Consider the following 21,641-nt stretch of genomic DNA (forward strand, 5'->3'; position numbering starts at 1 on the left):
AGATGATCAAACTTCACCCGAGTCTTCTTCCAAGCCTTTCGTTTTCCCCTGACGAACCTGTTTTGTTGATGAAACTCGAAAGTGACCAAAAGCTGTGCTTTTTGGCTGTCACAGGGGCTTTTCTGGAGAGTGGAAGGAAGCTTGAGGGAGTGCGTCTCGAAATATCAAATTGGAGAGATCTCCAGATGCATCAGGAGAGCGGCTCACTTTCAACCCTCTCTGAGGAATTGGCTGACATCTGCGAATTCGATTTACAGGAGGACTCCCTTCGGGTGGCTGGTTTTTACAGGAAAGCTCACGGTTATCTGGAAATGACTTTCCAAGAGCCGACCATTGAAGTGCTTTACGTCAGCGACTCCCCCCTCGCCTAGCCTATTCTTTTCACGCACAAATCAAATCAAGGAGAATCCCCTCATGAGCGCAAAAATGTATTACGACCGTGACGTTGACACCCAGGTGCTGGAAAACAAGCTGATCGCCATCATCGGCTACGGCTCGCAGGCCCACGCCCACGCCCAGAACCTGCGCGACAGCGGCTTCAACGTGGTGGTCGGCCTGCGCGAAGGCAGCAGCTCCAAGGCCAAGGCCGAGCAAGCAGGCCTGCGCGTGGCGAGCATCGAAGACGCGACCAAGGAAGCCGACGTGGTCATGTTGCTGATTCCCGACGAGCAGCAGCCTGCCGTGTACGAAAAGAGCATCGCGCCCCACCTGACCGCCGGCAAGGCGCTCGCCTTCGGCCACGGCTTCAACGTGCACTTCGGGCGCATCAAGCCGCCCGCCGACGTAGACGTGTTCCTGGTCGCCCCCAAGGGCCCCGGCCACATGCTGCGCCGCGTGTACACCGACGGCGCGGGGATGCCCGGCATCTTCGCCGTGCAGCAGGACGCCAGCGGCAAGGCGCGTGACATCGCGCTGGCCTACGCACGCGGCATCGGCTGCACCAAGGCGGGCGTGCTCGAAACCACCTTCAAGGAAGAAACCGAGACCGACCTGTTCGGCGAGCAGAGCGTGCTGTGCGGCGGCGTGACCCACCTCATTCAGGCGGGCTTCGAGACGCTGGTGGAAGCCGGCTACCAGCCCGAAATCGCCTACTTCGAGACGCTGCACGAGGTCAAGCTGATCGTGGACCTGATCTACGAAAAGGGCTTTGAGGGCATGCGCCACTCCATCTCCAACACCGCCGAGTTCGGCGACTACGTGACCGGGCCGCGCATCATTACCGACCAGACCAAGGCCGAGATGAAAAACGTGCTGGGCGACATCCAGAGCGGCAAGTTCGCCGAGAGCTTCATCAAGGACGCCGAAAGCGGTTTCCCCTACATGAACGAGCAGCGCAGCAAAATGCGTGACCACACCGTGGAAAAAGTCGGCAAGGAACTGCGCGACCAGATGCCCTTTATCAACAAGAAGGAACTGGAAGTCTGAGCGCCTGAGTCTTCCGTGGAACGTCCGCCCTCCGGTGTGGGGGCGGGCTTTTTGGTTGTGAAAGACCCCTCACCCCTGCCTTCGGCGGGCCCTCTGCTTCGCAGCTCTTCGAGTCTCCCCTTGGTAGAGGGTCAAAAGTGCTCAGACCCCCGTCGCCGCCATCGCCCCCAGGAGCGCCAGCGGCGCTGTTTCCGCCCGCAGGATGCGTGGCCCCAGGGTGATCAGGCGGGCACCCTGGCGGGTCAGATGCTCGACCTCGGCGGTGGAAAGGCCCCCCTCCGGCCCGCTGAGCACCGTCAGCGGCGCGTCCCAGGTGAGGAGGTCGGTCAGGCGTTCCTGGCTGCCGGGGTGGGCGGTGAGGAGCTGGCCTTCCCAGGTCAGTTTGGTGAGCGGCACGGGCTCAAGGACATCGGGGACGATGCGGCGCTCGGATTGACGGGCGGCCTCCCCCGCGATACGCCGCAGCCGCACCAGCTTTTGCGCGCCGATGTCGCGGGCTTCGGCGTGGGCAGTGATGAGCAGTTGAATGCGGGCCGCGCCGAGTTCGGTGGCGGCGCGGACCACATCGGCGAGTTTGTCGCCCTTGAGCAGCGCGATGGCGAGGGTCACGGGCTGCGGATACTCGGCCCCGCGCGAGTGGGCGGCGGCTGCGGGGTCGAGGTGCAGCAAGGCGTGCCCCGCGTCGAGTTCGCTCAGCACGGCGACGGCCTCACCGCCGCGTCCGTCGAAGACCTGCACGCGCTCGCCGGGGCGCAGCCGCAGCACGTGCAGGTGCCGGGTTTCCTGCGGGCCCAGGCGCATCGTGGGGGCGAGTTCCCCCACTTGCAGCCGGTGCATCAGTCCTCCCGGCGGGCCGTGACGAGCGCCCACTCGCCGCCCGCGCCTTCACTGTCGGTGCGGACCTGCACATCGGTAAAGCCCTCGCGGTCCAGGGCGTCACGCACCAGCGGCAGCTTGCTCGTCAGGATGCCGGTCAGAATCAGCGGCGCGCCCGGTCTGAGTTGCGCGGCATATTCGCCCGCCAGCAGGTCGTGCAGCTCGGCGTAGAGGTTGGCGACGAGCACGTCGTAAGGCTCACCAAACATCTCGGCGTCCTCGTCCAGCCCCAGCGTGCCTTCCTCAAAACGGATGCCGGAGGTCAGGCCGTTGTCCCGCGCATTGTCCCGCGCAATCGGGATGGTGATGGGGTCAATGTCCACGCCCAGCGTCTGTGCCGCCCCCAGCTTGGCCGCCGCCATCGCCAGCACGCCGCTGCCGGTGCCCACGTCGAGCACCCGCTTGCCGCTCAGGTCGAGTTCGCCGAGCGCTTCCACCGCCATGCGGGTGGTCGCGTGGTGGCCGGTGCCGAACGCCATGCCGGGTTCGATGACGAGCGCGAGCTGTCCGGCGGGCACTTCCTCCCGTTGCCAGGGCGCCACGATGGTGACGCGGCCCGCGTGAACGGGCCTGAGATTCTTCTTGAACTCGGCCTGCCAGTCCTGCTCGGCTTCCTCGTGCCACTCGCCGTCCGCCACTTCGGCGGGCAACTCCGTGCGCTCGTCGAAATAGACGCGGATATTCGGGCCGCGCTCCTCCAGCCCTGTCGCGCCCGCCTCCCAGAGCAGGTCGAGGTGGGCTTCGCGGGTGTCGAAAGAGCCGGGGAGCAGGTAAACGAGCATGAGGCGAAGTGTAGCGGCCCGCCGCCTGCATACACCTCCCCCCGGCGCACCCGGGCGGCGCCCCTATACTCGCCCCCATGCAACTTGCCATCGTCGGTGTCGGAAAACTGGGCCTGTCTCTGCTGACCGGGGTCATCGCCCGGGGAGTCATCGCGCCGCAGGACATCGGGATTATCGAGGCCAACGCGGCGCGGGCGCAGGACATCGCCGCGCAGACCGGCGTGCAGGTCATTACGCCGCCGCAGCTCGCGCAGGTCGGGCGCATCGTGGTGAGCGTGCAGCCGCGCGTCTTTCCCGAGGTCGCGCCCTGGCTGGCGCAGGAAAACGCGGGCTACATCTCCACCATGGCCGGGGTCAGCGCCGGCACCATCGGGCGGCGGCTCGGCACCCGGCGCGTGGTACGGGTGATGCCCAACCTCGCCGCCACCATCGGGCGCTCGCAGACCGCCATCACCGGGCCGCGTGAAGCCCACGAAGCGGGTGACATCGCCTTCGCCGAGCAGCTCTTCGGCGCCGTCGGGCAGGTGTACGAGTTGCCTGAGCACCTCTTCAACGCCTTTACCGGCATGAGTGCGTCGGGGCCTGCCTACGTCGCCGTCGTGGCCGAGGCGCTGGCAGACGGCGGCGTGCGGATGGGCTTGCCGCGTCCCCTCGCCAATGAACTCGCCGCGCGGCTGCTGGCGTCCACTGGCGAGCTGCTGCTGGAGCGGGCGCATCCGGGGCTGCTCAAAGACGAGGTGGCGAGTCCCGGGGGCACTACGATTGCCGGGCTAGAGGAGTTGGAAGCGGCGGGCGTGCGCGGCGGCGTGATGAGGGCGGTGGTGGCGGCGACGCGGCGGGGGACGGAGCTGGGGAAGGACCAGGAGGATTGATACGATTTCAAATTGAGTCCCGGACATGTCCGGGCGCAATTTTGCGCGGAGCACATGGAAAAATACGGTTTTATAGATAACGTGTAAAGTCGGTAGCGAAGTGGGTAGACTCCAGGCATGCCTCAAGTGTGGCAACCTAATCGGCTTACCCGGCAACAACTCGAAGAACGTCGTCTCGCGGCGCAGCCCCTCCTGAATAATCCCGAGTGGACGACCGCTTCCATTGCTGAGCATTTTGGCGTCAAACCCAGTACTGTGCGCGTTTGGCGAGTTCGCCTCAGCGAAAGAGGTCGCTTGAAGCGACCCTCTCTTCCGGACGCCCAGCTTGGCTCAATGATGCCCAGGTCGCAGAAATTATTGAGCTTCTCCAACAGGGTCCAGACCCAGAACGTTTTCCCGATGGTCGCTGGACGACAGAGCGCGTCCGTGACGTGATCGGTCTCAAATTCGATGTGTGGTACGACCATGACTGGATCGGCAAGTTACTTCGTCGCTGGGGCTTCTCCTGGCAGAAAGCAGAGAAACACGCGATCGAGCAGAATCCGGAGAAGATCGATGCCTGGCTGGAAGAAGAACTTCCAGCCCTGGAAAAAAAAGGTCGAAGCTGGCGAAACGATCGTCTGGGCAGATGAAGTCGGTTTCAGCATGAAACCGATCTTGGGAAGCACCTGGGCTCGAACAGGACAGACCCCAGTGATCTTCGCCAAAACCGAGTGGAGGAAGCTGTCAACGATTGGCGGCATCACTTCAGCAGGACAGTTCTTTCAGCAGACCCATGAAGGCTCCATCAAAGCCGATGACGTCGTCGCTTATTTGGCCCACCTCCTGCGGCATATTGCTGGATCAGTCACCGTGGTATTCGACAACGCCCGAATTCACCGCGCCAAGGTCGTCCAAGAGTTCCTGAAAGTGAACCCGCGGCTCAGCATCGTTTATTTGCCACCGTATACACCTGAGTTCAATCCCATTGAGCAGGTCTGGGCCTATGTCAAACGACATCTGCTGGCGAATTGCTGTCCAGCGAGTGTGCAGGAACTCAAAGTTTTCCTTCGTTCTGCTTGGCGGAAGGTGCGTTATCGCCGCTTACCAGCAAAACTCCTCGGCATCACCGAGGAGTTTCTGACTTAACACGTTATCTATAAGGAGATGGACGGGCATCCGGCGCCTTTTCGGATGTTCGGGAATCGGATTAAAACCGTATGAGGCTTCGGGCGGGGGTTGGGGCCGAGGCTTTGGCCTGAGCGGTTTGCCCCACCCCCAACCCCCTACCCCAAAGGGGCAGGGGGCTTTGACGCTCCGCTGAGGAGGCTGGCGGCGATGACGCCCGGCAGGCGATGTTTCTCAAGTGCGCGGGCAGTCTGGATTCTTGTGATTTCCGCGGACGCGAGGCCCGTGCGCTGACGCGCCCGACGGCCCTGGCGTTCTGCGTTTCTCTGTTTTGTGTGGGGACAGCGTGGAAAGAGGGTAGAGCTGGGGCGTTTTGCTGACTGTTCGTGCGGGGGATGGGCGGAAGGTCGGGGAGGAGTGTGTTCAGGCCCGGCGGTCCGCCCCTCCCCTTTCCCTCACCAGAGCGCGATGTGTCCGTCCGTGCGGCTTTCCGTTCCTCCCTCCAGCACGCCGGTGTCCGGGTCGCGGCGAATCATCTGGCCGCGCCCGAAGGAACCGGGGTCGAGCTGCACGCGCACGTCGTGGCCGCGGGCGACGAGAGCGCGGGCGAGTTGGTCGCCCAGGGCGGGTTCCACTTCCACCGTGCGGCCCTGGAGCCACTGCCAGCGCGGGGCGTCGAGCGCCTGCTGCGGGTTCATGCCGTAGCGCACGGTGTTGACGACGACTTGGAGCTGGCCCTGCGGCTGCATAAAGCCGCCCATGACGCCGAACGGGCCGACAGGCGTGCCGTCCGCGCGGCCCAGAAAGCCGGGGATGATGGTGTGGTAGGGCCGCTTGCCGGGCGCCAGGGCGTTGGGGTGGGCGGGGTCGGTGTGGAAGTTGTGGCCGCGGTTGTGCAGCGCGATGCCGGTGCCGGGCACGACCACGCCGGAGCCGAAGCCCATGTAGTTGCTCTGAATCATGCTGACCATGCCGCCCTCGTCGTCCGCCGCCGCGAGGTAGACGGTGCCGCCGGTGCTCGGCGCGTGGGTGGCGGGGTCGTGGGCCTGCTCGCCCAGCAAGGCACGGTGGCGCTCGGCATTGGCGGCGCTGAGCAGCCCCTCCACGTCCACCGGCACATGGCGCGGGTCGGCCACGTAGCTGTGGGCGTCGTGGAAGCCGCGTTTCATCGCCTCGATTTGCAGGTGCAGGCCGGCAGGGTCGTCGCGGAGCTCAGGCAGGCGCTCGGCGCCAAGCACATTGAGTGCCACCAGCGCGGCGATGCCCTGGCCGTTCGGCGGAATCTCGTAGACGCGGTGCCCCAGCCAGTCGGTGTGAATGGGTTTGACCCACTCCGACCGGTGCGCCGCGAGGTCGCTGCCGCGCAGCAGGCCACCGGTCGCCTGCGCGTGGGCGTCTATCTGCCCGGCGAGTTCGCCTTCGTAAAAGGCCGCGCCGCCCGTTTGCGCGATGAGCTCCAGGGTGCGGGCATGCCCCTCGCTGCGCCACAGGGCGCCGGGCCGGGGGGTGAAGCCGTCCGGGGCAAAGGTGCGGAACCAGTCCTCAAAAATGGGCAGGTTCAGCGCCCAGTAGCTGCGAATGGCCCGCGCCCAGTTCGCCGCCAGCACCGGCGAGAGCGGGTAGCCTTCGCGGGCGTAGCGAATCGCCGGGGCGAGCACCTGCGCGAAGTCCAGCCGCCCGAAGCGCCCGTGCAGGTCGGTCCAACCGCGCACCGCGCCGGGCACCGTGACCGGGGTCCAGCCATATTTGGGCATTTCGCCGCCGGGCAGTGCCTCCAGGCTCAGGGCCGCCGGGGCCGCGCCGCTGGCGTTCAGTCCGTGCAGCTCGCCGCCCGCCCACACCAGCGCAAAGGCGTCGCCGCCGAGGCCGTTGCTGGTCGGCTCTACCACCGTCAGGGCCGCCGCCGTCGCCACCGCCGCGTCCACCGCGTTGCCGCCCGCTTGCAGAATGCTCAGGCCCGCCTGCGCCGCGAGCGGCTGACTGGTCGCCACCATGCCGCGCCGAGCATAGGCCGGACGGCGAACGACGGGATACTCCGGGTTGTGGGTCATGGGCCGCAGCATATCGTCCACCGCAGCGAACGCGAGGTCAGCAAAGGCGGCGCAGGACACGAAAAAGCCGAGGCGCGTGGCCCCGGCTCCTCCTCAGCTGGTCAACCTTGCCTGTCTACTTGCTTTGCGCCACCCGCTCGAGGTCCCCGACCAGAATCGGCTTGCTCTGTGCGCCCACGGCAGTGGCGGCCAGTGCCCCAGCCGCGTTGGCGACCCGCGCCGCCTGCGTGAGCGGCAGGCCACTGAGGACCGCGTGGGCAAAGGCGGCAGTAAAAGTGTCGCCCGCGCCGGTGGTGTCCACCACGGTGCCTTCGGGCAGCACGGCGTCCACCAGTTCGGTGTCTTCGGGGGTCCAGACCACGCTGCCCATCTTGCCCACCTTGACGGCCACGCGCTCCACGCCCGCTTCGGCGAGGCGCGCCAGGCCCGCACTGAGGCTGCGGGTGCCGGTCAGGGCGAGCAGCTCGTGCTGGTTGAGGGTGAGGTAGTCGGCGCCGCGCACCTCAGCCACCAGACCAGTGCCGACCTTTTCCACCGCGCCGGTGCCGAGGTCGATAAAGACAGGCACGGGCTTTTTCGCCCCGCGGGCAATCTCAATCGCCTTTTGCGCGTACTCGCGCTGCGGCCCCTCGGTCAGGCTGTAGGCGCTGATGATGAGGGCGTCGGCGCTTTCCACGTCTTTTTTCTTCAGCTTGGCGGGGTCGAGCTGCCGGTTGGCGGCCCCGTCGCTGATCATGGCGCGCTGCCCGCCCGAGGTCTGCATGACCGTGATGGTGCTCGTGAGGTGCTCGGGGTCTTTCTGAATGGCGCTCAGGCTCACGCCGCTCGCCTTGATTTCGGCCAGCGCGAACTCGGCAAAGGGGTCGTCGCCCACGCGGGCCGCCAGGGTAACAGTGTGCCCGAGGCGCGCCAGCGTCACGCTGATGGTGCCGCCCGAGCCGCCCGGCTGCATGGTGGAGCGTTTGGGGGTGACTTCCTTGCCAGGGGCAGGCAGGCGGTCGAGGTGGTACAGATGGTCAACAGTCACGTCGCCGATGACGTAAAACTTCACAGCAAAAACCTCCGGTGCATTTCAAACCCGCACGCGGCGGGAGAGTCTTCTTTTGAGGGCCGACCTGACCGGCAAGCTCTGAGGGCAAAGAAAAACGGAACCCCGCTCAGGCGGACGGCGCCCGCAAAAGCTCTGGTTGGCCGTTGAGAATCAGACGCTTTTACCGTACCACGCCCAACGCGGCGGCAACGGCCCGCAGTCCACTCAGCGGCACGTCCTCGGCCCGGACATCGGGGCGCAGGCCGAGGTCAGAGAGCGCCGCGTCAATCGCCTCGCCGCTGTGGCCCATCATCCGCAGGTTATTGCGCAGGGTCTTGCGGCGGTATCTCAGCGCGTTGTCCACGAACGACACGAACGCCGGGTCGGGCTGCGGGCGCGTGCGGTCAAAGTCGAGCCGCACCACACTGCTCGTCACGTCGGGCGCGGGGAAAAAGGCGCCCTTGGGCACGTCGCGTACATGCTTGACGCTGCCGTAGAGAGCCGCCACCGCGCTCAGAAAGCCGTAGTTGTCCTGCCCCGGTTGCGCGACCAACCGCTGCGCGACTTCCTTTTGCACCAGCACGGTGGCCGACACCACGCCGGGCGCCTGCATAAAGCGCGTGAGCAGCAGCCCGGTAATGTAGTAAGGCAGGTTGGCGATGACGCGGGTGCCCGCAGGCAGCGCCGCGTAGTCGAAATCCAGCGCGTCGCCCCAGATGACGTTTACGTCGAGTCCCGCCAATGTCTCGGCCAGCACGGGCCGCAGCCGCTCGTCTTTTTCCAGCGCCGTGACCCGCGCCCCCCGGCTCGCCACCTCACGGGTCAGCACGCCGAGACCGGGGCCGATTTCCAGTACATTTTCCCCCGGCGCGGCGCCGCCCGCCTCGGCAATGGCGCGCAGGATGTTGCCGTCAATCAGAAAATTCTGCCCTAGGCTCTTGGTGGGCTTGAGGCCATGCGCGGCGAGCAGGGCGCGCACGCGGGCCGGGGAATAGAGGGGCGCGGAGTCGGGGGCAGCGGCAGGGTCAGGCAGGTCGTTGGTCATAGGGTTGGGGGTCATAGCGTCGGGTCCACAGGGTAACGGGTCCAGCAGCGCGCGGAGCAGCTCACCCACGACAGAGGGAAAAAAGCAGCGGGCGCCGGGGCCACCCTCTAAAATACACGGCATGACCGATTCTGCCCGTCCGGGCACCGAAGTGGCCCTGCCCGGCGAGTCCGGCGTGCCTGACTGGAAGACCTTCGCCCGTAGCGGCGAGTGGCGCCGGGCGCAGGCCGCCGCCAGCCTCACCGGGGCCGACCCCGACATCGTCGCCGCCCTGAGCAGCCTCAGCGCCCTGCAAGCTGACGTGCGGGCACGCAAATATCCGGCGGCGCGCCGCAGCCTGAGCGCTTACGAGGACGCCCTGAGCGAACTGAACACCCGCGCCCAGGGAGAGGCGGCGCTGCTGCGCTCTCTGGCCGCCCCCGAAGTGCTGACGCAGCGCTGGGCGCGCTGGAGGACGGAAGCGGCGAGGCCCACCCCGGCGAGCTTCAGACCAAGCTCGGCCCGGCGCACGACCACCCGCTGACCCGCGCCGAGGCGCTCAACGCGTTGGGGGTGCTGCACGCGCTGCGCGAGGAGGAGGGGGCCGCCCGCGCCCGCTTCGAGGAAGCGCTGACCCACGACGCCGGGCACTACCGCGCCCGCATGAACATCGGCAACCTGGACCTCGAAGCCGGGCGACTGCCCGAGGCCGAGGCCGCCTACCGCGAGGTGCTGAAGCTCGCGCCCGAGTACGACGGGGCCCACCACAATCTCGGCGTGGCGCTGCGGCGGCAGGGCAAGCTGTACGAGTCGGTGGGCTCTATTCGCAAGGCCCAACGCCTCGGCGTGAGCGGTGCCCGGGCCGCCGCCAAGGAAGACATGCAGGAGCAGCTGCGCCTCAACCCCCACCTGCGCTGGATTCGCGCGGCCATTTTTATCGGCGTCCTGCTGCTGCTCGGGGTGCTGCTGTGGCTCAACCGGGGCCGGGCGTGAGCGAGCCGGTCCTCTCCCCCGCTGGTGTGAAAGCGCTGGACGCCCGCCTGGAAAAAGCAGGCCTGCTGGAACTGGCGATGGAGGAAGCGGGCCGGGCAGTGGCCGCCGCCGCGCAGGAATGCTGTCCGGCGGGCCGGGTGCTGCTCCTCGCCGGGGGCGGAGCGAACGGTGGCGACGCACTGGTGGCCGCCCGGCACCTGTTCGCGCTGGGCCGGGATGTGGCGGTGCTGGCCCTGCCTGCCAAACATCCCCTCACCCGCAGCAACCGCAGGCGGCTGGCCCGGATAGGCGTGGAGGTAGCGCCCCTGACCCCCGCCAGCCTGCGCCGCGAACTCAAAACGGCGGCACTGGTGGTGGACGGGCTGCTCGGTACGGGCTTCACCCCGCCGCTGCGAGCGCCGCTGGCCGAACTGGTCGCGCAAGTCAATGCGTCAGGCGTGCCCACGCTGGCGATTGACCTCCCGACGGGCCTGGACGCCCTGACGAGCGAGGTGAGCGGCGACCCCCTGCGCGCCGCCTGGACGGTGACGCTCTCGGGCCTGAAACCCGCGCTGCTGTTCGGGCCTGCCGCGTATCTCGCCGGGGAAGTCACGCTGGCCGACCTGCGCTCGCCGCCCGATTGGGCACTGGAAGAAGCCCTGGCGAGTCGCCCCACCGACGCTGAAATTGCCGCGCTGCTCCCCGTCCGGCACGCCGACGCGCACAAGGGCACGGCGGGCCGGGTGTGGGTGGTCGGCGGGCACCCCGGCACGGTGGGGGCAGCGGCCCTCGCCGGCGTCGCGGCGCTGCGGGCGGGGTCGGGGCTGGTGACGATACACTCGGCGACGGACGTGCCGCTGGTCATGCCCGAACTGATGATGCGCTGCCACGCCGACCTGAGCGCGGCACTCATGGAGATGCCCGAGGAGCAGCGGCCTGACGCCCTATGCGTGGGCATGGGCCTGGGGCCGGACGCGGCCAGCATCGCGCGGCAGCTCCTCGGCTGGCGGCTCCCCACTGTGCTGGACGCCGACGCTCTGCAACCGGAACTGGCGGGCGCGGGCCACGACGCCTGCATCTGGACGCCGCACCCCGGCGAGGCGGCGCGGCTGCTCGGCACGTCCACCCCGGACATTGCCCGCGACCCCATCGCGGCGGCGCGGGCCTTGCAGGAGAAGTTCGGCGGCGTGGTCGTCGTCAAGGGCGGCCCGAGCGTCATTGCCCACACGGGCGGCGTCTGGGTCAGCCGGGGCGGGCATCCCGGCATGGCGAGCGCGGGCATGGGCGACACGCTTTCAGGGCTGCTCGCTTCACTGCTCGGGCAGGGCTTGAGTGCGCCGGACGCCGCGCTCGCCGGAGTCACGCTGCACGCCCGCGCCGGAGAACTCGCTGGGGCGAAGCATGGGTATGGGTTGACGGCAACGGACGTGAGCGCAGAACTGGGGAGGGCATGGCTGGGGCTGGTGGGCGGCTGAAATGGCGCCTCGCCCTGGCACAGGCGGGCAAGGGCCACACACACCGCCGTGATGTCTGTCGCTGACAGCGTCCGTCTGATTCAGCAGGCGAGCGTTTATCCCTCAGCAGGATTGATAACCCGTAACTCGGGAAAATTCAGGCGATAGTGCTGCGGGTCAAGGGTAACGAGTGCGTCCGCCCGCAGCAAAGCATGAGCACCAATCATGAAGTCCGCCAGAATCCGGCGCGGCTGTCCACCTCCACTTTGCCGCCGCCTGACCGAATAGCCCCGAAAAGCCCGTGCAGCACAGAGCCAAAGGTCTTCATCCATCTGCCAGTCTGCCCGTACACCGGTATCACGCAGAAAGGCAAACGCGCTGGCCTCGGCAATGTTCGGGGAAGCCAGAAATTCACTGAATGCCGCGCCACTGACCACCAGGGTACCCGGTGGCTGAGCTTCCAGTACGCCCAGCACCGCCTCTGCCGTCTCCTCTGCCCGGAAAATGGCCGATAGGATATTGGTATCCAGCGCCAGCGTCATTCCTCATAACCCAGTTGCTGGCGGTGATATTCCACGCTGCCGCCTTCTAGCGGCGGAGCGATGCCCACATACCTGCGGAAAGGACTTTGCGCTGGCTGCGCCGCTTCCTGCGCGGCGACTTCCCAGCGGGCGACATGGACGGCGCTTCCAGACAGCCCCAGTTTAGCCAGTTGCGCGGGCGTGAGTTGAAAGACCGGCTGTCCCTGCTCGTCCAGTTCCACGTTGACCAGAAGGCGCGTCATAGCAGAAGTATCGCATGAGGGACGTTGAGCCCTACCCCCAAAATTCTGAGCAAAGTAGGGATGTCACCTGCTGACCCATAGGCGTTTTGCAAATCGTTCCAACGAGCTTCGTCAAGTGTCAATCGGGCCATAACTCACCCGAAGTACCCCAGCACCTCAATCAGCATCCGGGCGTACTCGTCGGGCTTGATGCCGCGCTTGTCGATTTTCACCGAGGGCGGGAACGTCACCACTTCGGTCTTGTGCGGGAACTTCTTCAGGCCCGGCGCGTCGTAGTCCAGCGCCTTGTAGGCGAAGGTGATTTGCAGTTGCGTCATCGTTTCGCCGATGCTCAGTACGCGCTTGGCGAGGGCCGTGAGCCGCAGCTTGGCGAGGTCGATGAAGTTCTGCACTTCGGGCGTGGGTGGGCCGTACTTCTTGCGCAGGTCGCGCTCCACCCGCGAAATCGCTTGCAGGGTGCGCGCGTCGCTGAGGCGGCCATAAGTGGCGATGCGCTCGCCCTCATTGGGCTGCCCGTCGGCGTCCACGAAGTACTCAGGCGTCAGGCGGGCGTTGACCGGCAGGTCGATGGAAATGCTCGGCGCGGCTTCCACCTTCTCGCCCTTGAGCTTGGCGACGGCCTCGGCCAGCAGCTCGGTGTACACGTCGATGCTCACGGCCTGCACGTGCCCGTGCTGCTCCTCGCCCAGAATATTGCCCACGCCGCGAATTTCCATGTCCTTCTCGGCCAGCAGGTGCCCGCTGCCGAGGTCTTGCAAATCCGCGATGGCCCACAGCCGCCGCTGCGCGTTCTCGGTCATGCGCGGGGGGTAAAAGAGGTAGGCGTAGGCGGTCTGTGCCCGGCGCCCCACCCGGCCCCGGAGCTGGTAGAGCTGCGCGAGGCCGAGGCGGTCACTGCGCTCGATCAGGATGGTGTTCGCCTCAGGGATGTCGAGGCCGGTCTCGACAATCGTGGTCGCCAGCAGCACGTCGAAGGCACCCTGCTCGAAACCGAGCATGATCTCTTCGAGTTCTTCCTCGTTCATGCGCCCGTGCGCCACCCCGATGCGCGCTTCGGGCACCAGATTCCGCAGGTAAAGGCTGCGCGCGCCAATCGACGCGATACGGTCGTGGATGTAAAAGACTTTGCCGCCGCGCCCGATCTCGGTCATGATGGCGTCGCGCACCGTGAGGGGATCGAAGGGCGAGAGGATGGTCTGAATGGGCCGGCGGCCCTTGGGCGGCGTCTGGATAGAGCTCATGTCGCGCAGGCCCACCATGCTCATGTACAGCGTGCGCGGAATCGGCGTGGCCGAGAGAGCCAGCGTATCCACCGCCTTCTCGTCGCCGGTCATGGTGAGTTTGCCGTCCACCATCTCGGGCAGGCCGCGCAGTTGCCGCAACTTTTCCTTCTGGCCCACGCCAAAGCGGTGTTCCTCGTCCACGATAATCAGGCCGAGGTCCTTGAACTCGATGTCGCCCGAGAGCAGACGGTGGGTGCCGATCAGGATGTCCACCCGGCCCGCTTTCAGTTCGGCCAGGATATTGCGCGCCTGCTTGTCGGTGGTGAAGCGCGAGAGCCCCTCCACCCGCACCGGCAGGCCTTTGAAACGCTCCACAAACGTCGCGGTGTGCTGCTCGGCCAGCAGCGTGGTGGGCACCAGCACCGCCACCTGCTTGCCGTGCCCGACCACCCGGTGCGCGGCGCGCAGGGCCACTTCGGTTTTGCCGAAACCCACGTCGCCGGAAATCAGGCGGTCGGCGGGGGTAGGTTTTTCCAGGTCGCGCATGGTTTCTTTGAGCGCCGTCACCTGGTCTTTGGTCAGCTCGAACTCGAAATTCTTCTCGACCTGCTCGTCCCACTCGGGCTGTGGATCAAAGGCGTTGCCGGGCGTCACCTGCCGGGCGGCGTACTGCACCAGCAGCTTGGCGGCCACCTCCTCGGCGTTCTTGCGGGCTTTTTCCTTGGCCCTGGCCCAGTCTTTTTTATCGAAACTGCTGAGCTGCGGCGGGTCGTCGGTGGTGCCGGGATGGCGGCGCAAGATAGGCAACTGCTCAATCGGCACGCTCAGGCGCGAGCCGCCCCGGTACCCGATGTTGAGGTAATCGCGCGTAACGCCCAGCACCTTGCGCGTCTCCAGGCCCAGAAACTGCCCGATGCCGTGTTCGGGGTGAATCAGGAAGTCGCCCACGCTGAGGCCCAGCGCGTCGGTGACGGGCCGCCCGGCCATCTTCTTGCCGCGCAGCGCGGAGCCGCCCTGAAAGCCGTAGATGAGGTCCTCAGTGATGACGACCGTCTTGTGCTCGGGGATAACGAAGCCGCCCTCGCCGCCCGAGCGCAGGAAGCCCAGTTCGCCGGGGTTCAGGCGCGGCACCTTCAGCCAGGGAATCTCGTGGGTGCCCAGCAGTTTATCGGCCAGATACGCCGCCGTGCGGTCGTGGCGCACCAGAATAAACACGCGGTAGCCGCCCGCGCGCCACTCGGCCACATCACGCTCCAGGTCGGCCAGCCGGGCGCGGTAGAAGGGCAGCGTTTCCAGGCCGGTGTGCAGGTCGGGCAGGTCGAGGGGCGTGCGGCCAAAGCTGGTGACCTCGCGCCCGGCAAGCTTGGGCCACAGCGTGTCGATCAGGACTTCCAGCGCCGAGGCGTAGAACTCCGGCGAATCCAGAAACACCCGCCCCGGCAGCAGCTCCAGCCGGGTGGCGTCCCATTTGGTTTCGGTGAGGTAATCGGCAGTGGGGGCCAGCGTAAAGCTCTGAATCTTCTCGCCGGTCAGTTCGCCGGGCCGCAGTTGCCGCAGCGTATCGAGCTCGTCGCCGAAAAACTCGGCGCGCAGCCACACGCCTTCCTCGGCGTCGGCAGGCAGCCCGGCGCCGGGGGTCAGGTGCAGTTCCAGGGTGTCGCCGCGCAGGTCGAAGCCCGGCTCGTCCGTCTCGCGGTCCTCGAAGCGGCCCCGCTCGTAGCCGAAGCGCTCCAGCCGCGCCAGCAGCTCCTCGCGCGGGTAGGAGGCGCCCACCCTCAGGCTCAGGGCGTGGTCCTCGGGGCGCGCGGGAAACAGGTCGAGCGCCGTGTTCACGTCCAAAACGACGTGCTCGGCGCGGGTTTCCCACTCGCGCAGGCCAGGGTTGATGCTCACCGGGGCGCCCAGGGCCGCCGCCGTGGCGTAGTTGGCGACCCGGTCGGGGGTGGTCAGCAGCACGGCGGGGCCAGGAAAGGCCGCGAACAGCGCCATGCGCGCCACCTGCGGCAGCAGCAGCAAGTTGCCGGGCGGCGCGGGGTCCAGCAATTTGGCGAGGTTGGGGGTAGCGCTAAGGGTCACCTGAGGATTTTACGCCTGTGGGAGAATTGGGGCAGGGCAAGTCACACCTTGTCCTGAACTTGGGCGCACATGACCAAGCCAGAATCCCATATCAGGGCCGCAGTGGAAGACACGGGAGCTGACTGACGCAATAGAAGTTGGTGTGTTAGAGCATTTGACAAAAAGATGGCACAGCTTTTTGGCGAGCGAAGCGAGTACAAAACAAGGAGCAGAGCGAAAAATGGAGCGGGTGGCGGTGCTATTCCGACGCACGCGTAATTCGGAGAACTGCTCTAGGTCAAAGGGACTGAACAACCCCATTCAAGCCCAGCTTGCAGCGCGTAATGGCGGCGGTGATAGGCAAGGTGCTCCCGGTCAACGGCGTGCTGTGGGTGAACATGCAGCCTGCCCGGCAAGCCCAACAGCCGCAAATCGTCCCCGACTGAGAAGGCACCGAAATCGAACAGCACATGATGATTCGGGCATAAGCACAGGATGTTTCCCGCCACGTCCGGTCCGTGATGCGGCGCACCCAGCGGGCGAATGTGCGCGGCCTCGGCGTAGGCGCCTGCTGGAGTTTCCAGCCGCTCACCGCACACCTGACAGCGGTGGTCGTACAGCGCTTTGACGGCGCGGGCGGTGGCCGTATCACGCACGATTCTTTGCACCAGCGTGGGCCGCCGCTCAGGGTGCTGTGAGTCGGGGTGCTGCGGGTCAGCCCCGGCGTGGTGGGCGTCCTGGTTCTCCAGCCGCGTCAGCCGAAAGCGCCAGATCAGGAACCCTGACCGCCCCACCTCGCGCCAGTGGTCGTCTACCCGGTACAGCCCGGCGTACTGGTAGCCGGATTGGGGCGAAAATTGGGAGGAGTGGCGGTGCCCGCGTGTCACCCGCAGCGGCAACCCATCGCGGTGGCTGATCGCCAGGGCCAGATTGCCGCGCACCAGTTGCTGCGGCTTCACCTGGTGGCCCGTCAGGGGGTCCCGGCCACCTTCGCCGGTGTAGAGAATCACGTCGCCTTCATCGCGGTCGTCCTCGTAGCCTCCCGACAGCACGATGGAATCGGCGCCCTCGGAAGCCGAGCCGCTGATGCCCGCCTGCGTCGGCAAGTGCACGCCCGCGTCGCGCAGTTCCTGCCGGTTAACGAAGGCCATGCCCGGCACAACTCCGGGGACGGCACCAAAATGACGGGGCATGGGGCATTGTGGCAGGCTTCGGCCCGCCTACCCCCGGTCAGACGCCAGCAGAGCGTAAATCAGCGTATCGGTCCATTCGCCTTCGGACCACCAGTTTTGCCGCAGATGCGCTTCCTGCCGCAGGCCCAGGCGCTCACACAGCCGCGCTGAAGCCACGTTGCGCGCGTCCATCTGCGCCGTGACCCGGTGCAGGCCGTAGCTGTCAAAGGCCAGCGTCAGCAGGGGCGCCACCGCTTCGGTCGCCAGCCCCTGACCCGCGTAGGCCGGGTCCATCACCCAGCCGATTTCCGCCACCTGCCGGGTCTCGTCGCTCAGCCACAGCGCGGCGTCTCCGATGACCCGTCCCCCGTAGTCCCACACCAGCGCCAGGGCGCCTGCCGGGGTGTCCAGGCCGCGGCGCTGCTCGCGCTTTTGGCCCTGCTCCTCGGCGTCGGCGCGGGTCCAGGGTTCTTCCAGCAGGTAACGGGTTACGGCGGGCTGGCGGTAGTAGCCCAGCAGGGCGTCCAGGTCACGCGACTCGTACAGGCGCAACTTGAGGCGGGGCGTCAAGATAGGGAAAACGGGCGAGGTCGTCATTTCCCGGCTGCCCGGCGCTCCGGCACCAGCGTCACCGCCACCTTGCTCGCCAGCGCCCGGTAAAAGTCGGGGCTGACGAGATACTCGGCGTGCGCCCGCAGCGCGTCGTTGGTCAGGGCCAGCGCGGCGTCCTGCGCGCCCCGGACCGTGCGGCTCGCCGGGTAACTCAACAGGTCGGTGGGACTCCAGACGTTCCACAGGTGGGTCACGTTGGCGGGCTTGTCGAGCGTGCCGTCGGGGGCGGTGGGCGTCAGAAACAGCCCCAGGCCAGCAAACAGCCCCAGCTGACTGGCCGAGGCGCACCAGGCGTCCACCTGCAAGTCGCGCAGACTGGGCCGGGCCGGGGCAAAAGCGCTCAGGGCGTCGTACATCAGCTGCCCGCCCATGCTGTGCGTCAGGATGACGATGGGCTCGCCATTTTCCTGCTTGGCCGCCTGCAACCTTTCCAGCGCCGCCAACACCCGCTGCGGAATAGGGCCGGGCTGCTCGGGGGTGCCACGCCCATTAAGGTAACGCAGCAGGTCGCCCATGAAGTACGGCAAAAACCCTTCCAGCGGGCTGCGCAGCTCGGTCACGCGGTGCATCAGGTCGCTGCGGAAAATTTGCCGGAACTGCTGGAGCCAGGGCCACACGCGCAGCGGGTGCGCCTCATGCCAGCGGCGGTGCAGCTCGGTTTCGGTGGCCTGTTGCAGCGCGTTCCACTGCTCGTCGGGCTCTAGCGTCTGCCAGTGGGCGCGCAGGTCCTGGTCGTGCGCGGTGGCCCACACGGCCTCGATCAGTTCCGGCCACGCCTGCACCGGAATCTCGCGGCGCACCTGCCCTTCCAGCCGCTCGGCCAGCGCGTCGGGATCGAGGTCGGCGGGGGCGGGCGGCGCTGCGGGCTCGGGCGGGGGCACAGGCTGCACGCCCAGGTCGCCCCAGTACACCTGCTCCAGCAGCACGTCCTCGGGCTTCTCAGGCCGCAGCACCGGAGCCACGTATTCCCGCAACTTGGCCTCCACGTCGGACCAGGCGACCCGCTGCACGAAGGGACGAACGGCGGACCAGCCGTGCTCGCCTTCCTCCCGGACGGCGATGCCGTGGATATAGAGAATCGGCATGGCCCAGCTTAGACGAACGGCCAGCCTCCCCGCAGTTTTTTCTTTCCCGCCCGCCGAGTGTCGCCCCGGCTCATTTGCCGTCAGGCCCGGTGCGGCATCCTGGGAGGCGATGAACCGACGTTTCGCGCTGAGTGCCCTGACCCTGCTGCTCACGGCCTGCGGCCAGATCGAATCCGCGCCCCACCTGAGCGACCGCACCATCGACCTCGGGACGCGGCTCAGCGCCGAGGTCCGGGTGCCCCTCCAGGGCCGCTGGGAGATAAGCCGGGTGCCCGACTGGCTGGACGTCTCGGGCCGCAGCGGCACGGGCGACATCGCCCTGACCGTGACCGCCCACCGCCCGAACGCCACCCCCGCCGCCGCCGACCAGCCGCAGCTCCGGGGCGTCATCGAAGTCAGCTCGACCCGCCCGGACGGCACGGTGCAGAGCACGGCCCGCTGGACCGTGACCGCCGACCAGTACCGCCTGAGCGGGCGCGTGACCGAGGCCCCGGCGGTGGGCGGCCAGGACCTCCACCTGAGTCAGACGCCGACCCCAGCCCCCCAGCGCGAAGTGCGCGGCCTGATCGTGACCTACCGCAGCGCCGCGAACCGGGACGCGGTGTTGCCGGTCAGGGTGAGCGCCCAGTCGACCCTCTCCGCCGAAGCGCGGCAGGCGCGGGCCACGCTCGACGCGTTGGGAATCGCCCCCGCCCAACGCCAGCCGCTCAGCGAGCGCAGCGTGGTTCTTAGCGGCCTGAGCGACGTGGCGCAGGCCCAGGCCCGGCTGGCCGCCGACCCCGCCGTGCTCTCGGTCACGCCCAACGTGGTCCTGCACGCGCTGGCGACCCCGGCGGCACCTCAGACGGCCACCCCAGTGGTGCCGGACGACCAGTACGCCCCGCTGCAATGGGCCTTTCCGCTGATGGGCTACGGCGCGGTGTGGCGCGACATGGACGCGGGCGGGTACACCCGGCCGGTCACGGTGGCGGTGGCCGACTCGGGCGTGCGCTACGACCACCCCGACCTCGCCGGGCAGCTGTGGACGCCGCAGGAAGGAGCGCTGGACGTGCTGAGCGGCACCGACAACGGCGACGGCGACGGTCCCGACCGTGACCCCACCGACCCGAGCTTTGCCGGGCGCAAGACCGAGAGCCACGGCACCCACGTCACCGGCATCATCGTGGCCCGCTGGGGTCAGAACGCGCCGAGCTGCGCGGGGTGCAGCCCGACGGGCGTGGTGGGCGCCAGCTACAAGGCGCCGATCAAGGTGCTGCCGATCCGGGTGCTCGACACCCAGGGCAACACCGACCTCGCCGACGTCATCAACGCCGTGCGCTACGCCGCCGGGCTGCCGGTCAAGCTCGGCGAGCAGGTCTACACCAACCCCCACCCCGCCCAGGTGCTCAACCTCAGCCTCGGCGGCGAGGGCATCTCCACCGCGGAAGCGCAGCCCATGTGCGACGCGGTGGCGCAGGCCCGCGAGCGCGGCACCCTGACCTTCGCGGCGGCGGGCAACTCCGGCACTGGGCAACCCTATTACCCGGCGGCGTGCCCGGCGGCGGTGGCGGTGGGCAGCGTCACGCTGACGGCGGCGGGTACCCCCACCCACGCCACCTACAGCAACCACTACGCCCAGGTGCAGCTCAGCGCGCCGGGGGGCAGCTCGGTGCTGGCGCCCACCTATTACGCGGGGGGCACCTTCGGCGGCGAGCCCTTCCCCGACGACATCGTTTCGACCGGCTGGGACTATCAAAAGGACGAACCCAACTACGTCGCCATGGCGGGCACCTCGCAGGCCACGCCGCAGGTCGCCGCCGTCGCCGCGCTGCTGCTCAGCAAGGGCGTGACCCAGGGCCCAGACGACACGCTCGCCCGCCTGACCGCCACCAGCACCGACCTGGGCGCACCGGGCCGCGACGACTTCTACGGCTTCGGCATGGTCAACGCGGCGGCGGCGCTCGGAGCCCCGGCGGTCAGCAACACCCTCGGCGTGCTGCTCAGCGACGGCCAGGGCCACACCTACCGTCCCGCCCTGAACGCCCTGGGCCACTTCACTGCCTATCTGGGCGAGGGCGACTACCGCGTGCTCGCTGGCCGTGACCTCGACGCCAACGGCCTGTTCGGTGAAGCGCACGAACCACGCTCGCAGGCGGCGCAGGCGACCCTCTCCCCGGCTCAGCCGCAGGTCGAACTGGGGGAGCTGACGGTCAAGCCCTGAAGGGAACCCGCAGAGCATGAAAAGGCCGCGTCCCGTGAATTCCACCGGGACGCGGCCTTTTGAACGGAAAAAAACTTCAGCCCGCCGTATGCGCGGCCAGCCAGTCCAAAATGATCTGCCTCACCTCGTCGCTCGGCTCGTCGTTGAGCAGTTCGTGATAGCCGCCCTCGAACACGCGCAGGGTCTTGTCGGCGGCAGGAATCGTTTCGATGAACCGCTGCGAGCCTTTGACATCGGCCAGCTGGTCCTGGTCGCCGTGAACCACCAGCGTCGGCAACTGCCAGCGCACGTAGTCGGGCCACAGTTCGCCACTGAGCCGGAGCATGGTCCAGGCGGTCTGGGCCGTGACCTTGCCGTGGTAGATGTTTTCGTCGTCCTGGTAGGCGCGGACTTCATCGCTGCGGCGCGACAGGGCGTCGGTGCCCAGTTCGCTGACCGGCAGGCGCGGCGCGACGCGGGCGAGCAGCGGGGCGAGTGCCTTGGTGAGCTGAGGCTGGCCCTCGCCGATGAGAAGCGCTGGGCTGCTCAGGATCACGCCGCTCAGGCCACGCGGGTCGCGGGCCGCGCTCGCCGCCGTAATCAGGCCGCCGAGGCTGTGCCCGAAGGTGTAAACGGGGAGCGGCTGGCTCCGCAGCGCTTCACGGGCACGGAAGTGGTCTTCGAGCAGCGGCGCGGTGTCCACTAAGCCGCGCTCGCCGGGCGAATTGCCGTGTCCGCGCTGGTCGTAGGCGTAGACCGTGTACCCCGCCTGCACGAGGTGCGGGATCAGGGCGCCGAAGTGGTCCACGTAGCGCCGGGCGTACTCACCGAGGCCGTGGGTGAGCAGCACGGCGGCGCGGGGCGACTCGGCGGCCCACACGTAGCCGGTGACCGGCGTACCGGGAATGCTCCAGGGCTGTTCTTGCATTCGGGCAGTG

The 21,641-nt window shown here is 67.5% G+C and carries 19 protein-coding genes and 1 pseudogene; 8 read left to right on the forward strand and 12 right to left on the reverse strand.

The genetic code is table 11. The features are described from left to right. Positions 1–2 precede the first annotated feature (2 nt). Both DR_RS07770 and ilvC read left to right on the forward strand, forming a co-directional pair. Positions 3–371: a hypothetical protein gene (locus tag DR_RS07770; RefSeq protein WP_010888157.1), complete on the forward strand. Its 369-nt coding sequence runs from the start codon at positions 3–5 to the stop codon at positions 369–371. A 43-nt stretch (positions 372–414) separates the two neighbouring features. Then, positions 415–1,425: a ketol-acid reductoisomerase gene (ilvC, locus tag DR_RS07775; RefSeq protein WP_027480217.1), complete on the forward strand. Its 1,011-nt coding sequence runs from the start codon at positions 415–417 to the stop codon at positions 1,423–1,425. A 141-nt stretch (positions 1,426–1,566) separates the two neighbouring features. Here the strand turns inward: ilvC and DR_RS07780 are convergent, their stop codons facing one another. After that, positions 1,567–2,262: a 16S rRNA (uracil(1498)-N(3))-methyltransferase gene (locus tag DR_RS07780; RefSeq protein WP_027480216.1), complete on the reverse strand. Its 696-nt coding sequence runs from the start codon at positions 2,260–2,262 to the stop codon at positions 1,567–1,569. Next, positions 2,262–3,083, reverse strand: coding sequence for a 50S ribosomal protein L11 methyltransferase (locus DR_RS07785; RefSeq protein WP_010888160.1), 822 nt, complete (start codon positions 3,081–3,083; stop codon positions 2,262–2,264). The genes DR_RS07780 and DR_RS07785 overlap by 1 nt, the downstream gene beginning before the upstream one ends. A gap of 77 nt (positions 3,084–3,160) precedes the next feature. Here DR_RS07785 and proC point away from each other — a divergent pair, with 77 nt between their 5' ends. Beyond that, positions 3,161–3,955, forward strand: coding sequence for a pyrroline-5-carboxylate reductase (proC, locus tag DR_RS07790; protein WP_010888161.1), 795 nt, complete (start codon positions 3,161–3,163; stop codon positions 3,953–3,955). Positions 3,956–4,081: 126 nt separating this feature from the next. After that, positions 4,082–5,083, forward strand: a pseudogene (locus DR_RS07795) (IS630 family transposase). 434 nt (positions 5,084–5,517) lie between these two features. Here DR_RS07795 and DR_RS07800 read toward each other — a convergent pair. The 3 genes from DR_RS07800 to rsmA form a co-directional block, all read right to left on the reverse strand. Beyond that, on the reverse strand, positions 5,518–7,113 hold the full coding sequence (locus tag DR_RS07800) for a gamma-glutamyltransferase family protein (RefSeq protein WP_027479846.1): 1,596 nt from the start codon (positions 7,111–7,113) through the stop codon (positions 5,518–5,520). A gap of 115 nt (positions 7,114–7,228) precedes the next feature. Next, the gene (locus DR_RS07805) at positions 7,229–8,164 is read right to left on the reverse strand and encodes a carbohydrate kinase family protein (RefSeq protein ID WP_010888164.1); all 936 of its coding nucleotides are present in this window, start codon (positions 8,162–8,164) and stop codon (positions 7,229–7,231) included. Positions 8,165–8,324: 160 nt separating this feature from the next. Continuing rightward, positions 8,325–9,203, reverse strand: coding sequence for a 16S rRNA (adenine(1518)-N(6)/adenine(1519)-N(6))-dimethyltransferase RsmA (gene rsmA / locus DR_RS07810; protein WP_051618805.1), 879 nt, complete (start codon positions 9,201–9,203; stop codon positions 8,325–8,327). Positions 9,204–9,309: 106 nt separating this feature from the next. Between rsmA and DR_RS16790 the strand changes: the two genes are divergently transcribed. Genes DR_RS16790 through DR_RS07820 form a run of 3 tightly spaced genes read left to right on the forward strand, consistent with a single transcriptional unit; the run spans position 9,310 to position 11,614 of the window. Next, the gene (locus DR_RS16790) at positions 9,310–9,711 is read left to right on the forward strand and encodes a hypothetical protein (RefSeq protein WP_010888166.1); all 402 of its coding nucleotides are present in this window, start codon (positions 9,310–9,312) and stop codon (positions 9,709–9,711) included. Between the two features lie 29 nt (positions 9,712–9,740). Further along, the gene (locus tag DR_RS16795; protein ID WP_234944632.1) at positions 9,741–10,160 is read left to right on the forward strand and encodes a tetratricopeptide repeat protein; all 420 of its coding nucleotides are present in this window, start codon (positions 9,741–9,743) and stop codon (positions 10,158–10,160) included. Continuing rightward, a complete protein-coding gene (locus DR_RS07820; RefSeq protein WP_027479849.1) occupies positions 10,157–11,614 on the forward strand; it encodes a bifunctional ADP-dependent NAD(P)H-hydrate dehydratase/NAD(P)H-hydrate epimerase in 1,458 nt (485 codons plus the stop codon). Before DR_RS16795 ends, DR_RS07820 begins: the two co-directional genes overlap by 4 nt. A 95-nt stretch (positions 11,615–11,709) precedes the next feature. On the opposite strand, the gene DR_RS07825 is transcribed toward DR_RS07820, so the two are convergent. From DR_RS07825 to DR_RS07855, 6 genes are all read right to left on the reverse strand, one after another. After that, complete coding sequence (locus tag DR_RS07825) at positions 11,710–12,135, reverse strand: type II toxin-antitoxin system VapC family toxin (RefSeq protein WP_010888169.1); 426 nt, start codon at positions 12,133–12,135, stop codon at positions 11,710–11,712. After that, entirely contained in the window at positions 12,132–12,377 is a 246-nt protein-coding gene (locus tag DR_RS07830) for a hypothetical protein (protein WP_010888170.1), read from the reverse strand. The genes DR_RS07825 and DR_RS07830 overlap by 4 nt, the downstream gene beginning before the upstream one ends. 134 nt (positions 12,378–12,511) lie before the next feature. After that, a complete protein-coding gene (locus DR_RS07835) occupies positions 12,512–15,676 on the reverse strand; it encodes a DEAD/DEAH box helicase (RefSeq protein WP_010888171.1) in 3,165 nt (1,054 codons plus the stop codon). A gap of 272 nt (positions 15,677–15,948) precedes the next feature. Further along, positions 15,949–16,806 (reverse strand): HNH endonuclease, encoded by an 858-nt coding sequence (locus DR_RS07845; protein WP_231885334.1) that lies wholly within the window; start codon positions 16,804–16,806, stop codon positions 15,949–15,951. 69 nt (positions 16,807–16,875) lie between these two features. After that, a complete protein-coding gene (locus tag DR_RS07850; RefSeq protein WP_010888173.1) occupies positions 16,876–17,424 on the reverse strand; it encodes a GNAT family N-acetyltransferase in 549 nt (182 codons plus the stop codon). Continuing rightward, entirely contained in the window at positions 17,421–18,524 is a 1,104-nt protein-coding gene (locus DR_RS07855) for a hypothetical protein (RefSeq protein WP_010888174.1), read from the reverse strand. The genes DR_RS07850 and DR_RS07855 overlap by 4 nt, the downstream gene beginning before the upstream one ends. A 109-nt stretch (positions 18,525–18,633) precedes the next feature. On the opposite strand from DR_RS07855, the gene DR_RS07860 reads away from it, so the two are divergent. Next, positions 18,634–20,724, forward strand: a complete 2,091-nt coding sequence (locus DR_RS07860; protein WP_034350148.1) for a S8 family serine peptidase — start codon at positions 18,634–18,636, stop codon at positions 20,722–20,724. Positions 20,725–20,800: 76 nt separating this feature from the next. Here DR_RS07860 and DR_RS07865 read toward each other — a convergent pair whose 3' ends face one another. Then, a complete protein-coding gene (locus tag DR_RS07865) occupies positions 20,801–21,631 on the reverse strand; it encodes an alpha/beta hydrolase (protein WP_028328024.1) in 831 nt (276 codons plus the stop codon). Between the last annotated feature and the right edge of the window lie 10 nt (positions 21,632–21,641).

This window comes from Deinococcus radiodurans R1 = ATCC 13939 = DSM 20539, assembly GCF_000008565.1.
Classification (GTDB): Bacteria; Deinococcota; Deinococci; order Deinococcales; family Deinococcaceae; genus Deinococcus; species Deinococcus radiodurans.

Excerpts from the sequence above, each read along its gene's own strand:
- DR_RS07770 (WP_010888157.1), top strand. The coding sequence starts at position 3 with ATGATCAAACTTCACCCGAGTCTTCTTCCAAGCCTTTCGTTTTCCCCT.
- ilvC (WP_027480217.1), top strand. The coding sequence starts at position 415 with ATGAGCGCAAAAATGTATTACGACCGTGACGTTGACACCCAGGTGCTG.
- DR_RS07780 (WP_027480216.1), bottom strand. The coding sequence starts at position 2,262 with ATGCACCGGCTGCAAGTGGGGGAACTCGCCCCCACGATGCGCCTGGGC.
- DR_RS07785 (WP_010888160.1), bottom strand. The coding sequence starts at position 3,083 with ATGCTCGTTTACCTGCTCCCCGGCTCTTTCGACACCCGCGAAGCCCAC.
- proC (WP_010888161.1), top strand. The coding sequence starts at position 3,161 with ATGCAACTTGCCATCGTCGGTGTCGGAAAACTGGGCCTGTCTCTGCTG.
- DR_RS07800 (WP_027479846.1), bottom strand. The coding sequence starts at position 7,113 with ATGACCCACAACCCGGAGTATCCCGTCGTTCGCCGTCCGGCCTATGCT.
- rsmA (WP_051618805.1), bottom strand. The coding sequence starts at position 9,203 with ATGACCCCCAACCCTATGACCAACGACCTGCCTGACCCTGCCGCTGCC.
- DR_RS16790 (WP_010888166.1), top strand. The coding sequence starts at position 9,310 with ATGACCGATTCTGCCCGTCCGGGCACCGAAGTGGCCCTGCCCGGCGAG.
- DR_RS07825 (WP_010888169.1), bottom strand. The coding sequence starts at position 12,135 with ATGACGCTGGCGCTGGATACCAATATCCTATCGGCCATTTTCCGGGCA.
- DR_RS07830 (WP_010888170.1), bottom strand. The coding sequence starts at position 12,377 with ATGACGCGCCTTCTGGTCAACGTGGAACTGGACGAGCAGGGACAGCCG.
- DR_RS07845 (WP_231885334.1), bottom strand. The coding sequence starts at position 16,806 with ATGGCCTTCGTTAACCGGCAGGAACTGCGCGACGCGGGCGTGCACTTG.
- DR_RS07850 (WP_010888173.1), bottom strand. The coding sequence starts at position 17,424 with ATGACGACCTCGCCCGTTTTCCCTATCTTGACGCCCCGCCTCAAGTTG.
- DR_RS07855 (WP_010888174.1), bottom strand. The coding sequence starts at position 18,524 with ATGCCGATTCTCTATATCCACGGCATCGCCGTCCGGGAGGAAGGCGAG.
- DR_RS07860 (WP_034350148.1), top strand. The coding sequence starts at position 18,634 with ATGAACCGACGTTTCGCGCTGAGTGCCCTGACCCTGCTGCTCACGGCC.
- DR_RS07865 (WP_028328024.1), bottom strand. The coding sequence starts at position 21,631 with ATGCAAGAACAGCCCTGGAGCATTCCCGGTACGCCGGTCACCGGCTAC.